A 13866-nucleotide genomic window follows, 5' to 3' on the forward strand; every position below is an offset into this window, starting at 1 on the left:
GGACGGGGGGGCAGCGGGGCGGGGGCAGGGGGAGTGAGGGTAGGTGGGAGCGGGGGTAGGTGGGAGTGGGGGTGGGGGTAAATGTGTTGAGGGGAGGGGGTTTGGGGGGCAGGCTGGGGGGACCGCCGCCCCGAGTCCGGAGGGAATCTCCATGCGCCTGCTCCGTGATCTCTGGGCCTCCGCGCCGCGTCGCGTGACGGTCGTGATCGTCCTCGTGGTGCTCGGCGCCGCCGGCCAGGCCGCCGCCTCGGCGGTCGCCGGGCCGGTACTGGTGCACCGCTCGGCCGGCTGGTTCACCGCGCTGGTCGTGGCGCTGGTCGTCGCCGTCTGCGCCGAGTTGGTGATCGCGCTGTTGATGGCGGGCATCACCGCCGACTGGTCCGCCGACGTGCGCCGCCGGCTCTGCCGGGTCGCTCTCGGGCAGGACCTGCCCACGCTGGAGGGCACCCCCGTCGGTGAACTGCTCGACCGGATCGACAACGACGTCTACCAGGTCGCCGCCGAGCTGCGGAACAACGGCGTACGGCTCGTCCAGGGGCTGGTGCTCTGCCTGCTCGCCACGGTCAGCGCGCTGTTCGTCTGGTGGCCGGCCGGCGTCGCCATGCTGCTGCTCACCGTGCTGCTCGGGGTGCTGCTGCGCCGCCCCACCTCCGCCATCGCGCCGGCGCGGATGTTCGAGGAGGAGGCCTGGTCGGACCTGGCCGCCGTGATGGAGGAGGCGGTGCACGGCCAGGACGACGTACGCACCAGCCTCGCCCAGCCGTACGTGCTGCGGCTCTACGCCCGGCGGGCGGCCGAGGTGCTGGCCCGCTGCCGCCGGGTCTTCCTGATGTCGGCGCGGGTTACCGCCGTCGCCGCCGGCACCATCCGGGTCGGGATCGCCGCAGTGGTGCTCGCCGGGGCCTGGGCGTTGACCACCGACCGGGTCGACGGGGCCCGGTTGACCGCGATCTGGCTGCTTGCGCTGAGCTTCGGCGCGACCGTCGAACACCTCTCCCGCTGGGTGCCACACCTTCAGTACGCGCTCGGCGCCTGGGCCCGGGTGTTGTTGCTCTCCGACGCCCGACAGGAACCGTCCGGCGGGGTCGTCCCCACCGAGGGCGACCTGACCCTGCGCGGGCTCACCTTCCGTTATCCGGCCGCCGGGGAAGGCGAGCGTCCGGCCGGCGGGGAGGGCGAGCATCGGGCCGCCGGGAGAGGCGAGCATCCGGCCGGCGGGGAGGGCGAGCGCAGGCCGGCACTGCGCGACGTCCGGCTCAGCTTCGTCCGGGGCCGGTCGTACGCGCTGGTCGGCCGGACCGGGTCGGGCAAGTCCACGTTGGCCAAGGTGCTCACCCGGGCGGTCGAGGTGCCGCGCGGGACCGTCCTGCTCGGTGACACCGACCTGTGCGACCTGGACGTCGAGGAACTGCGCCGGTGGATCGCGGTGGTGCCGCAGCGTACCGAGATCCTGGCCGGCACCCTCGCCGAGAACGTCGCCCTGTTCGACCCCGACCTGCTCGACGAGGCACCCCGGGCGCTGGCCGAGCTGGGCCTCACCGGCTGGGTCGCGGAGCTGCCGGAGGGCATCCGGACCCGGCTCGGCGAGGGCGGCCACGTGCTCTCGGCCGGTCAGGAACAGCTCGTGGCGTTCGCCCGCATCCTGGTCCGCGATCCGCACGTGGTGATCCTCGACGAGGCCACCGCGCGGCTCGACCCGGTCACCGAGGCCCGGGTACGCGAGGCGACCGAACGCCTGCTCACCGACCGGATCGGCATCATCATCGCGCACCGGCTCTCCTCCGTGCAGCGCTGCGACGAGGTGGTGGTGATGGCCGACGGGGCGGTCCTGGAGGCTGGACCGCTGCGTTCCTCGGCCCGCTTCGCCGAGCTGCTCGCCACCAGCCACGCCGCCGCGTACGCCCCGGTCGGGGTGGCCCTGGCCGGCGCCACCCGGGGCGGGGTGGACCTGCTCGACGGTCCGGGCGTCACCTGCCCGACCGCCGACGGGCCGGCTCGGGTCGGAGCCGACGGGCCGGCTCGGGTCGGAGCCGACGGGCCGGCTCGGGTCGGAGCCGACGGGGCGACCGGGGAGACCGGGGCGTCCGGGCGGGTGGCGGTTGCCGTACCGAAGGGGGAGCCGCCGCCGCTGCCGGCCGCCGCCCCCGCGCGGACCATGCGGGAGATCCTGCGACTGGCCACCAACGACCCGCGTTTCGGCCTGTTGTCGATCGCGATGTTCGTGGTGATGACCGTGTTCGGCCTGGACGGTACGGTGCTGCCCTGGCTCTGGGCGGACGTGGTCGACGGCGGCAACCCGTGGCTGCCGGCGATCGGCATCGCGGGCGCGCTGCTGGTCGTGCTGCCGTTGCCCTACTGGACCAACCTGCGCTTCCCCCAGTGGTGGGTACGGCAGATGCTGCGGATCAGCCTGCGGCTGGTGAACGGGCAGACCGGCCCGCGCCGGACCAGCGCGCACACCCCGGCCGAGGTGGTGGCCCAGGCTGGCGACACCGAACGGGTCGTGCAGCTCGCCGACAACATGTCGGACCAGTTCATCGCCCTGGTCATCATGGTGGTCATGACGGCGGTGACGGGCAGCTTCGTACCGGCGTTGTTCTTCCTCGGCGCGATGGCCGTCTCCGGGTTCGCCGCCACCCTGTTCGGCCCCCGGCTGGAACGCTCCGCCCGGGACACCGTCGCCGCCCGCGCCGCCTTCGCCACCGCGTTGGTCTCCTCGCTGTCGGCGGCCCGGACGGTCAAGTTGGCCGGCGCGACCCGGCCGGTGCTCGACCACCTCTCGGCGCTGGACCTGGTCCGCAGCGACCGGCAGCGGTGGGAGATCTCGGCGCAGGTGTGGGCCCGGTCCACCCCCTCGCTGGCCAGTGGACTGCTGCCGATCGGTGCGTGGGCGCTCTACCTGGCCGGCGGGCTCTCCGCCGGTGCCACCCTGGTCGCCGTCTCCACTCTCGGCGCGGCCCGCTGGTTTGCCTGGACCGCCGCGTCACTGGTCTCGCAGTACCCGTCGGCGCGGGTCTGGACCCGCCGGACGGTGGCGATGACCGGGACCGGGGCGTACTCGGCGCAGTTGCCCGGGGTGGACCTCGTCGCCGGGACCGCCCCCGCGCCGGAGCCGCCGCCCCGCCGGCCACTGCGCCGGTTGGAACTGGTCGGCTTCGGGGCGGTGCACTCCGACGGCACCCTGGCCGTCCGGGGTGTCGACCTGACCGTGGACCGGGGCCGACTGGTGCTGGTGGTCGGTCCGGTCGGCGCGGGCAAATCGTCGCTGCTGCGGGCGCTGGCCGGGATCGTGCACCACGTCGGCGAGCTGCGCTGGAACGGCGAGCCGGTGACCGAGCCGGAGCTGTTCCTCCGCCCCCAGCAGGTCGGTTACGTCAGTCAGCTCCCCCGGGTGCTCTCCGGCACGGTGGCCGACAACATCGCCCTCGGGCACGACGTGGACGCCGCCGGGGCGGTGACCACCGCCCAGCTCGCCCACGACCTGGCGACCGGGGGCGGGTTGGGGCTGCTCATCGGGCACAAGGGCACCCGGCTCTCCGGCGGGCAGTTGCAGCGGCTGGCGCTGGCCCGGGCCCTCGCGCCGCGTACCGAACTGCTTGTCGCCGACGACGTGTCGTCCGCGCTGGACGTCACCACCGAGCTGGCGCTCTGGGCGGCGCTGCGCGAGCACGGGGTGACAGTGGTCGGCTCCACCTCCAAACGGGCCGCGCTGGTCCGCGCGGACCACGTGGTGGTGCTTGTCGACGGCACGGTCGTCGCCCAGGGCCCGTGGCGTGACCTGGAGGACGACTGGGGCCACCTGGCCGGCTGACCCGGGGCCGGTGCGCCGGGTGCGCCGCTGCGATGCGGGATGGTGCCGCGCCTGGGGTGGGGCGACGTCGGGCAGGGTGGGTGCCGCAGGTTCGTGGAGAGTTCTTGTCGCTGGGGCGACAAGAACTCTCCACAAAGACAGCGACCGCGGGACCGCAGGGCGCGGTGACCCGGCGTGGGCCGCCGCCGGGCCGTCCGGCGCGGGGTCAGAAGGCGCGGGGTCAGAAGGCGCGGGCGTACGGGTCGGGCCAGTCGGGGGTGGCACCGAGCTTGGCGGCGGCGCGGCGTGGCCAGTACGGGTCGCGGAGCAGCTCCCGACCGAGCAGCACCAGATCGGCCTCCCCGCCGGCGACGATCTGCTCGGCCTGCTCCGGCTCGACGATCAGGCCGACGGCACCCGTCGGGACGCCCGCCTCGCGGCGGATCCGCGCGGCCAGCGGCACCTGGTAGCCCGGCCCGACCGGAATGGTCGCCCTGGCCGCCGCCCCACCGGAGGAGGCGTCCACCAGGTCCACCCCGGTCGCGGCCAGCTCGGCGGCGAGGGCCACGCTGTCGTCCACCGTCCAGCCGCCGTCGACCCAGTCGGTGGCGGAGATCCGGGCGAGCACCGGGACCTGCTCACCGACGGCGGCGCGTACCGCGCGGGCCACCTCCAGGGTGAGCCGCATCCGGGCGGCCCGGTCGCCGCCGTAGCCGTCGGTGCGGTGGTTGGTCAGCGGGGACAGGAATTCGTGCAGCAGGTAGCCGTGCGCGGCGTGGATCTCCACCACGGCGAAGCCGGCGTCGACGGCCCGACCGGCGGCGACGGCGAAGGCCGACACCACCTCGGCGATCCCCGCCGCGTCCAGCGCGGTCGGCTGCCGGTAGTCGGGCAGGAACGGCTCGGCTCCCGGCCCGACCGGCGTCCAACCGCCCTCGGCGTCCGGCACCCCGCCGCGCTCCTGCGCCCACGGCCGGTACGTGCTGGCCTTGAACCCGGCGTGGGCGAGCTGCACGGCGGGCACCGCCCCCTGGCCGGCGACGAACGCGGTGACCGGACGCCACGCGTCGACGTGCGCGTCGGACCAGAGGCCGGTGTCCTGGGGGCTGATCCGCCCCTCGGGGACGACGGCGGTCGCCTCGGTGAGGACCAGGCCGGCACCGCCGACGGCCCGGGAGCCGAGGTGCACCCGGTGCCAGTCGGTGGGCAGGCCGTCCGGGCCGGCGCTGTACTGGCACATCGGTGCCAGGGCGATCCGGTTGGGCAGGGTGACGCCGCGCAGGGCGAGCGGGGTGAACAGGGCACTCATGCGGGTGATCCTCCGGTACGGACGGGCAGCGGTGCAGGGCGGGGAGGACCCGGCCGGGTGCCCCACCGCCCCGACGGCAGGGCACCCGGCCGGCGCTCAGGCGGGTGCCGGCGTCAGTTCGTCCCGGCGGGTCGGCCGGTCGGCGTCGGCGGTCTCGTCGTCGGGGTCGATCAGGTCGCGCCGGCCGGCGTTGGCGTAGGCGTCCCGGTCCAGGGTGCCCTCGCGGGCGGCCACGATGGTCGGCACGACGGCCTGTCCGGCCACGTTGGTGGCGGTGCGGATCATGTCGAGGATCGGGTCGATCGCCAGCAGCAGACCGGCCCCGGCCAGCGGCAGGCCCAGCGTGCTCAGGGTCAGGGTGAGCATCACGATGGCACCGGTCAGGCCGGCGGTGGCGGCCGAGCCGACCACCGAGACGAAGGCGATCAGCAGGTAGTCGCCGACCCCGAGGTCGACCCCGAAGACCTGCGCCACGAAGATCGCGGCGAGCGCCGGGTAGATCGCGGCGCAGCCGTCCATCTTGGTGGTCGCGCCGAACGGCACCGCGAAGGAGGCGTACTCGCGGGGGACGCCGAGCCGCTCGACGGAGCGCTGGGTCACCGGCATGGTGCCCACCGAGGAGCGGGAGACGAAGGCCAGCTCGATCGCCGGCCAGGCACCGGCGAAGAAGCGCAGCGGGTTGAGCCGGCCGGCCGTCACCAGCAGCAGCGGGTAGACCACGAACAGGACGATCGCGCAGCCGACGTAGACGGCGGTGGTGAACTTCGCCAGCGGGGCCAGCAGGTCCCAGCCGTACGCGGCGACGGCGTGGCCGATCAGGCCGAGGGTGCCGATCGGGGCGAGCCGGATCACCCACCACAGCGCCTTCTGCACGATGCTCAGCACCGCCCGGTTGAGCTCGACGAACGGTTCGGCAGCCGCGCCGACAAGCAGCGCGGCGGCACCGACCACCACGGCGAGGAAGACGATCTGGAGCACGTTGCCCTCGACGAACGCGCCGACCGGGTTGGTCGGCACGATGCCGGTGAGGAAGTCCGTCCACGAGCCGGTGGTCTTCGGCGGGGTGGCGCCGCCGACGTCCAGGGTCACCCCCCGGCCCGGGTCGGTGAGCAGGCCGATGCCGATGCCGATGCTCACCGCGATCAGCGCGGTGATGCCGAACCAGAGCAGCGTCTTCAGCGCCAGCCGGGCGGCGTTGGCCACCCCGCGCAGGCTGACCACGCTGACCACGATGGCGGTGAAGACAAGCGGCGGTACGGCCAGCTTGAGCAGCTGGACGAAGAGGCCGCCGACGGTGTCGAGGGTGCTGGCCAGCCAGCTCAGGTCGTTGGCGCGGGCGAGGAAGCCCAGCGCCACGCCGAGCACCAGGCCGAGCAGGATCTGGGCGGAGAAGGGGAACTTACGCAGGGCGGAAGCCATCAGGATGTGTCCAAGGTCAGCAGGGGTGGTCGGCGGGCGGCGTCAGGAGCGCGGCTACGCCGGACAGACCCCGCTGGCCTGCCGTCGGAGGTCGACGTACAGGCGCACGGTCAGGTGCCAGACATTGGTCATCGCCTGCCGACGTTACTCCCGGCCGGACGGCAGGTGGAATGAGTGCCCGGCGTGAGGCTCCTTACACGGGTGTTCTCGACCCGGCGACCCGTTCGTCACGTCCGGCCTGCTCCGGATCACCTGTCACGCCTGGTCGGTCAGCTCCGGTCGCACCGGGCCGGACCGCTGCGGGCAGGTCGTGCCGGTGCCGGGTCAGCAGCAGAGCGGTGCTCAGGCCCCAGCCGGCGCAGATCACCAGCAGCACCCGTTCCAGGCCCCCCACCAGGCCACCCCGCCCCACCGTCAGCAGACCCAGCGCGATCACCCCGGCCACCGGCAACGCCACCACCCCGGCCATCCGGGCCACCCGTCGCAGGGCCGCCGTCGCCGGGCGGAGGAACCCGACCACAAGCATCGCGAGCACTGTCGCCCCGGCCGCCGCGATGCTGGCCCCGGCGTGCACCAGGTCGGCCGGCGTCGTCGCCTCGAACGGTGGCAGCGGGCAGCCGGCGCTGCACGTCACCGCACCGGAGAGCGCCGTGCCGGCCGCGCCGGCCGCGAGCAGGCCGGCCGCGAGCCGCAGCGCCGCCGGCAGCGCGGCGGCCAGCACCAGCAGCGCCGCCGCCAGGGCGAAGACCCCCATCCGGTACGTCGACGCGAAAGCGTTGCCGGTGATGCCGGCCTCACTGACGTACCCGCTCGACAGGCTGACCGGACCGGCCGCGACGGCGACCGTCACCGCGACCGTGCCGACCAGCACGCACCCGGCGGCGGCCCACCCGGCGACCACCCGGACCGGTACGGGTCCGGCCTCGGGGCCGGGGGGTGCTCCCGCTTCGGCACCGAGGTCAGGGGCGAGCGCGGGGCCAGCGTCGGACCCGGGGACGGGGTCAGGCACGGCCGTGCGGGGTGAGCCAACCGGCGGTGTCCGGACCCGCCGGCACGACGCCGGTCGGATTGATCTCGCGGTGGGTGGCGTAGTAGTGCCGCTTGATGTGGTCGAAGTCCACCGTCGCACCGAAGCCCGGGGTCTGGAACAGATCCCGGGCGTACGCCCACAGCACCGGCATCTCGGTCAGCTTCTGCCTGTTGCACTTGAAATGTCCGTGGTATGCCACGTCGAAGCGGATCAGGGTGGTGAACAGCCGGACGTCCGCCTCGGTGATCGAGTCACCCATCAGGTAGCGCCGCTCCGCCAGCCGCTGCGACAGCGCGTCCAACCTGTCGAACAACGCCGTGTACGCCTCGTCGTACGCCTGCTGGGAGGTGGCGAAGCCGCACCGGTACACACCGTTGTTGACGTCGGCGTGGATGTCCGCCATCAACGCGTCCATGTCCGGCCGCAGCGCGACCGGGTAGAGGTCGGGGGCGTCCGGGGCGTGGAACCGTCGCCACTGTGTCGACAGGTCGAGGGTGAGCTGCGGATAGTCGTTGCTGACCACCCGGCCGGTCAGTGTGTCCACCAGCGCCGGCACGGTCACCCGGCCGGTGTAGTCCGGGTCGGTGGCGAGGTAGGCCTCGGAGAGGAAAGAGACGCCCAGCGCCGGGTCGACGCCGTCCGGATCCAGGGTGAACCGCCACCCCCGTTCGTCGCGGATCGGGTCGACCGTGCCCAGCGAGATCACCTCGTCCAGGCCGAGCAGACCGCGCACGATCCGGGCCCGGTGTGCCCACGGGCAGGCCCGGCACCAGATCAACCGGTAGCGACCGGCCTCCAGCGGCCAACGCCCCTGGTCGTCCGGGCCGCCGCCCGCGGGCGACGTGGAGTGCGGGCTGACCCGGCCGGTGAACCGGTTGGGCTGGCGGACGAAGGCCCCGCCGCCGGAGGTCTCTGCGCTGAACTGGGCCCGGGTCATACCGCCAACCTATCCGGCGCGGGCCAGGCCGACAGGCGTCCCGTCGTGGCGCGGGTGTGCGGGAAGCCCTCCGGCGCGGGCCCGGATATCCTGACGCCGACGTCCCCCGTGACCCGGGCGACCGCCAGCCCCTTCCCACCCCCGAAGGACGTGCGTCGATGACCGTGGCATACCTCGTGGCCGGAGTCCGTACCCCGATCGGCCGGTACGCCGGCGCCCTCGCCGGGGTGCGCCCCGACGACCTGGCCGCCCACGTGCTGCGCGAACTGGTCTCCCGACACCCGACGGTGGACTGGAACCGGGTCGACGACGTGGTGCTGGGCTGCGCCAACCAGGCCGGTGAGGACAACCGCAACGTGGCCCGGATGGCGGCGCTGCTGGCCGGCCTGCCGCAGGAGGTGCCGGGCAGCACCGTCAACAGGCTCTGCGGTTCCGGCCTGGACGCGCTGGCCACCGCCGCCCGCGCCGTGGCGGCCGGGGAGGCCGACCTGGTGCTCGCCGGTGGTGTGGAGAGCATGAGCCGGGCCCCGTTCGTCATGCCGAAGGCCACCACGCCCTATTCCCGCGCCGCCGAGGTGTACGACACCACCCTCGGCTGGCGGCTGGTCAACCCGCTGATGGAGGCGGGCTGGGGCATCGACTCGATGCCGGAGACGGCCGAGAACGTGGCCGCCGAGTTCGGCGTCGACCGGCGCGCGCAGGACGAGTTCGCGCTGCGGTCGCAGCAGCGGGCCGCCAAGGCGCAGGCCGACGGCCGGTTCGCCGAGGAGATCGTGCCGGTGACCGTGCCGGCCGGCCGCCGGGAGACGAAGCTGGTCGAGGTCGACGAGCACCCCCGGGAGACCACGCTTTCGAAGCTTGCCGCGCTGCCCACCCCGTTCCGGGCCGGCGGCACGGTCACCGCCGGCAACTCCTCGGGCGTCAACGACGGCGCGGTGGCCCTGCTTGTCGCCTCCGAGGCGGCGGTGTCCCGGTACGACCTGACCCCGCTCGCCCGGGTCCGCGGCGCGGCGGCGGCCGGCGTACCGCCCCGGGTCATGGGGATCGGGCCGGTGCCGGCCACCCGCCGGCTGCTGGACCGGCTCGGTGTGGCCCTGGCCGACGTCGACGTGATCGAGCTGAACGAGGCGTTCGCCGCGCAGGGGATCGCGGTGCTGCGCGAACTGGGCCTGCCGGAGGACGCCGAGCACGTCAACCCGAACGGCGGGGCGATCGCCCTGGGGCATCCGTTGGGGGCCAGCGGGGCCCGGCTGGCGTTGACCGCCGCCCTGGAACTGCGCCGCCGGGGCGGCCGGCGGGCCCTGGCGACCATGTGCGTCGGGGTGGGCCAGGGCATCTCCCTGCTGCTCGAATCCGCCGACTGAACCGGCTCGGCCGGCTATCGGTGACCCGCCGCCTGACCCGGCCGGGCCGATCACTGTTGGCCATAGGGCCAGACCGGCCGGGCCGACCGTCGGACCTCCCGCCGATCAACCGGGGCGGGGTGTCCGGTCCGGCTACCGCCGTCACCTTTCGGTGTGCGCTTGACTTCCTACGGTGACCGCAGGTCAGCCAGGCTGTCCGGCCGGCCACAGATCGGGCTGAGCTGATCTCCCGTACCTGGACCGACGGGCCTAGAGTGGTCAGCACCACACGATCCGCGGGTCGGCCGGTGCGGCTCCGCGTGCCCGCGCACGCCGCCGACGCCGGTGCCCTCCCGCACCGCGGCGACACACTGGGGGCCAGGCAGAGATGCAGACGCCGGACGGACTTCCCGCCGAGATCGACCTGAGCCGGCCCAGTGCCGCCCGGGTCTACGACTACTTCCTCGGCGGTGCGCACAACTTCGAGATCGACAGGCGGCTCGCCGAGCAGATCGCCAGCATGACCCCGAACCTCGCCGCCACCATGCGCTCCGGCCGGGAGTTCCTGCGCCGCGCGGTCCGGGTGCTGCTCGACGCCGGCATCGACCAGTTCCTCGACATCGGTTCGGGCATCCCCACCGTCGGCAACGTCCACGAGGTCGCCCAGGCCGCCAACCCGCAGGCCCGGATCGTCTACGTCGACATCGACCCGGTCGCCGTGGCGCACAGCCGGGAACTGCTCGCCGGCAACGACAAGGCCGTCGCCGTCCACGCCGACCTGCGCGAGCCGAAGAGGATCCTGGACGAGGCCCAGGCCAGTGGCCTGATCGACTTCGACCGGCCGCTCGGCATCCTGCTCGCCGGGGTCGTGCACTTCGTCCCGGACGCCGACCGGCCGGCCGACATCCTGGCCATCCTGCGGGCCGCCGCCGTACCCGGCAGCTTCCTGGTCGTCTCCCACTCCACCTTCGAGGACCAGCCACAGGAGATGCTGGACGCGCAACGCCTCTCTGCGCGTACCGACACCGAGATCACGCTGCGGTCCCGCGCCGAGATCACCGGTTTCTTCGGCGACTGGACGGTACTGGAGCCCGGTGTGGTGCACATGCCGTTGTGGCGGCCCGACTCGCCGTCCGACGTGGACGATCACCCCGAGCGGTTCGGGGCGTTCGGCGGCGTCGCGCGGCACGACCGTCCGGCCGGCTGAGCCGGACATGTCCGCCGTACCGGAATCCGGCGGCACCGACGCGGCCCGTCCGGGCGCCCAGGGCTACGCCGCCGACTGGGCCCGGGCGGTACGCCGGCTCGGGTTCGTGCCGATGAGCGCGGACGAGACCGAACGACTGCTGCTCGTGCACACCGTACGGCTGGCGCAGGCCCTGCTCGCCGACGACTTCTCCACCACCCCGGCGGAGGACGTCGGTCGGGCGCTTGTGGAGGCGCACCTGACCGAGCCGAGGATTCTCGACTGGTCGGTGCGGGCGCTGGGTGAGCAGTTGCCGCAGCGGGTGCTGCCCCCGGTCGACCTGCCGGCCGACCTGGCCGCCCGGGTGGCCGCATCGCAGGGCGGGCTGGCGGCCGGGTTCGGCCGCGCGCTGCGGGACCGTACCTTCAGTCAGCAGGAGCGGATCGCCAGGTCGGCCTGGCAGGCCCGGGACTCGGTGGAGCGGGCGCTGCGCGACAGCGAGGCCCGGTTCCGGGCGGTCTTCACCGGCGCGGCCATCGGCATCGGCATCGCCGGCATCGACGGTCAGATCATCGACGTCAACCAGTCCTTCGCCGACATGCTCGGGTACACCCCTGAGGAGCTGCGGCAGGCCAACGTGGCGTCGCTCTTCCACGCCGAGGACGCGGCCGGCATGTGGGAGCTCTACCAGGAGCTGATCGAGGGCAAGCACGACAGCGTACGGGTGGAGAAGCGCTACTACCGCAAGGACGGCACCGTCGTCTGGACGGATCTGGCCGTCTCGCTGATCCGGCACGACGACGGCCGCCCCCGGTTCACCGTCGCGATGATCGAGGACATCACCCAGCGGTACGAGCTCCAGCAGCGGTTACGCTTCCAGGCACTGCACGACCCGCTGACCGGCCTGCCCAACCGGACGCTGTTCTTCGAGACCCTCGGTCAGGTCTTCGCCGACGCCGCCCCGGATCAGCGGATCGGCGTCTGCTTCCTCGACCTCGACGGCTTCAAGGCGGTCAACGACAGCCTCGGCCACGACCTCGGCGACCGGCTGCTGGTCACCATCGCCCGCCGGCTCTCCGACTGCGTCATCGGTCAGGGGCACCTGGTGGCCCGGATGGGCGGGGACGAGTTCGTCATCCTGGTGAACGGCGGCGAGGGGATCGACGACGCGGTGGGGGTCGCCGAGCTGGCGCTCGCCGCGGTGGCCGCGCCGGTGCTGGTCGGCGACCACCAGCTCGCCGTCTCGGCGAGCATCGGGGTGGTCGAGTGCCCGGCCAGCGAAACCAGCGTCTCCGAGCTGATGAAGGCCGCCGACACCACGCTGTACTGGGCTAAGGCGGAGGGCCGGGGCCGCTGGGCGGTGTACGACCCGGAGCGCAGCGCCGCCGACATCGCCCGGTCCGCGCTGGCCGCCGGCCTGCCGGCGGCCCTGGATCGGGGCGAGTTCGTGGTCCACTACCAGCCGATCGTCTCCCTGCTGGACGGCTCGATGATCGCGGTGGAGGCGCTGGTCCGCTGGGCACACCCGGAGCTGGGCCTGGTCGGCCCGGACCGGTTCATCGGGCTGGCCGAGGAGACCGGGCTGATCGTCCGGCTCGGCGAGTGGGTGCTCCGGCAGGCGTGCCGCGACGCCCGCGCCTGGCACCGAGAGTTCCCCGAGGCGAAGCTGGTGGTCAGCGTCAACCTGGCGGCCCGACAGGCGGACGATCCGGCCATCGTGGACACGGTGGCCAGCGCGCTGAGCCGGACGGGCCTGCCGGCGGAGCTGTTGCAGTTGGAGTTGACCGAGAGCGCCGTGATGGGCACCGCCGGGGAGCCGTTACGGTCGTTGTACCGGTTGGCCGATCTGGGCGTACGACTGGCCATCGACGACTTCGGCACCGGCTACTCCAACCTGGTCTACCTGCGACGGCTGCCGATCCACTGTCTGAAGCTGGCCGGACCGTTCGTCGAGGGCATCCGGGGTGACGGCGGCGACTCCCCGCCCGACCACCGCGACGAACGGATCGTGGACGCGCTGGTCCGGTTGGCGCACGCGCTGGAGCTGTGGGTGACCGCCGAGGCGGTGGAGACCGGGGAGCAGGCTGAACGGCTGCGGGCGCTGCGCTGCGACACCGGGCAGGGCCGGTGGTTCGGCGCGCCCGCCCCGGCGGACCAGATCACCGCCCGCCTGCGCGGGGAGACGACGGAGTGACCTGCTCCCCGGCCAGTTCGGGGTGGGGCGGCCGGAAGCGGCCGGTCGGGTGCGGGTGGCCGGCGGGGAGCCCGGTGCTCTGGCATGGTGACGACGTGACCGGGCGGGACCGTGCGGGGGAGAGGTGGCGGGGTGAGCCTGACCGATGGTGGGGCGGCGGTCTCGGTGGTCGCGGCGATCGCGATAGTCGCCGGGCTGGCCGGGGTGGTGGTGCCCGGTCTGCCGGCGCTGCCGCTGTGCTGGGGTGGGGTGCTGCTCTGGGCGATCTTCGGCGACGCCGGGCCGGGACGCTGGGCGGTGCTCGGCGCGGCCACCGTGGTCGCCGCCGCCGGTGCCGTGATCAAGTACGCCTGGCCGGGGCGCAACCTCAAGCGCACCGGGGTGCCGACGTCGTCGCTGCTCGTCGGGGGGCTGCTCGGGTTGGTGGGGTTCTTCGTCATCCCGGTGATCGGCCTGGTGATCGGCTTCGTCGGCGGGGTGTGGGGGGCCGAACGGCTGCGGCTGGGCAGCAACCAGCTCGCCTGGCCGGCGACCGTGCAGGCGCTGAAGGCCGCCGGCCTGTCCATGCTGGTGGAGTTCCTGGCCGGCCTGGTGGTCGCCGCCCTCTGGATCGCCGGCCTCCTCTTCACCTGACCCGCCCACCGTGGACCGGCGATGG

General features: G+C 73.9%; 9 protein-coding genes. 5 read left to right on the forward strand and 4 right to left on the reverse strand.

What is annotated here, in order from left to right:
* The first annotated feature begins 151 nt into the window (after positions 1-151).
* Positions 152-3811, forward strand: coding sequence for an ATP-binding cassette domain-containing protein (locus tag AC0AIB_RS23675; RefSeq protein WP_465097507.1), 3660 nt, complete (start codon positions 152-154; stop codon positions 3809-3811).
* A gap of 220 nt (positions 3812-4031) precedes the next feature.
* On the opposite strand, the gene AC0AIB_RS23680 is transcribed toward AC0AIB_RS23675, so the two are convergent.
* The 4 genes from AC0AIB_RS23680 to AC0AIB_RS23695 form a co-directional block, all read right to left on the reverse strand.
* The gene (locus AC0AIB_RS23680; RefSeq protein ID WP_328339039.1) at positions 4032-5099 is read right to left on the reverse strand and encodes an NADH:flavin oxidoreductase/NADH oxidase; all 1068 of its coding nucleotides are present in this window, start codon (positions 5097-5099) and stop codon (positions 4032-4034) included.
* Between the two features lie 96 nt (positions 5100-5195).
* Complete coding sequence (locus AC0AIB_RS23685) at positions 5196-6506, reverse strand: dicarboxylate/amino acid:cation symporter (RefSeq protein ID WP_328348893.1); 1311 nt, start codon at positions 6504-6506, stop codon at positions 5196-5198.
* 205 nt (positions 6507-6711) lie between these two features.
* Positions 6712-7527 (reverse strand): DUF998 domain-containing protein, encoded by an 816-nt coding sequence (locus AC0AIB_RS23690; RefSeq protein ID WP_465097508.1) that lies wholly within the window; start codon positions 7525-7527, stop codon positions 6712-6714.
* Positions 7520-8485 (reverse strand): glutathione S-transferase family protein, encoded by a 966-nt coding sequence (locus AC0AIB_RS23695; RefSeq protein ID WP_465097509.1) that lies wholly within the window; start codon positions 8483-8485, stop codon positions 7520-7522. The genes AC0AIB_RS23690 and AC0AIB_RS23695 overlap by 8 nt, the downstream gene beginning before the upstream one ends.
* 158 nt (positions 8486-8643) lie before the next feature.
* On the opposite strand from AC0AIB_RS23695, the gene pcaF reads away from it, so the two are divergent.
* The 4 genes from pcaF to AC0AIB_RS23715 all read left to right on the forward strand — a co-directional run bounded on the left by pcaF (position 8644) and on the right by AC0AIB_RS23715 (position 13841).
* On the forward strand, positions 8644-9849 hold the full coding sequence (pcaF, locus tag AC0AIB_RS23700; RefSeq protein ID WP_328339033.1) for a 3-oxoadipyl-CoA thiolase: 1206 nt from the start codon (positions 8644-8646) through the stop codon (positions 9847-9849).
* Between the two features lie 367 nt (positions 9850-10216).
* Positions 10217-11035, forward strand: a complete 819-nt coding sequence (locus AC0AIB_RS23705; RefSeq protein ID WP_328339031.1) for an SAM-dependent methyltransferase — start codon at positions 10217-10219, stop codon at positions 11033-11035.
* A 7-nt stretch (positions 11036-11042) separates the two neighbouring features.
* Entirely contained in the window at positions 11043-13208 is a 2166-nt protein-coding gene (locus AC0AIB_RS23710) for a putative bifunctional diguanylate cyclase/phosphodiesterase (protein WP_328339029.1), read from the forward strand.
* Between the two features lie 132 nt (positions 13209-13340).
* The gene (locus AC0AIB_RS23715; protein WP_328339027.1) at positions 13341-13841 is read left to right on the forward strand and encodes a DUF456 domain-containing protein; all 501 of its coding nucleotides are present in this window, start codon (positions 13341-13343) and stop codon (positions 13839-13841) included.
* Positions 13842-13866 lie beyond the last annotated feature (25 nt).

This window comes from Micromonospora sp. DSM 43699 (genome assembly GCF_055517075.1).

What these genes read in the sequence shown, in the direction of transcription:
- AC0AIB_RS23675 (WP_465097507.1), top strand. Translation starts at nt 152, where the DNA reads ATGCGCCTGCTCCGTGATCTCTGGGCCTCCGCGCCGCGTCGCGTGACG.
- AC0AIB_RS23680 (WP_328339039.1), bottom strand. Translation starts at nt 5,099, where the DNA reads ATGAGTGCCCTGTTCACCCCGCTCGCCCTGCGCGGCGTCACCCTGCCC.
- AC0AIB_RS23695 (WP_465097509.1), bottom strand. Translation starts at nt 8,485, where the DNA reads ATGACCCGGGCCCAGTTCAGCGCAGAGACCTCCGGCGGCGGGGCCTTC.
- pcaF (WP_328339033.1), top strand. Translation starts at nt 8,644, where the DNA reads ATGACCGTGGCATACCTCGTGGCCGGAGTCCGTACCCCGATCGGCCGG.
- AC0AIB_RS23705 (WP_328339031.1), top strand. Translation starts at nt 10,217, where the DNA reads ATGCAGACGCCGGACGGACTTCCCGCCGAGATCGACCTGAGCCGGCCC.
- AC0AIB_RS23710 (WP_328339029.1), top strand. Translation starts at nt 11,043, where the DNA reads ATGTCCGCCGTACCGGAATCCGGCGGCACCGACGCGGCCCGTCCGGGC.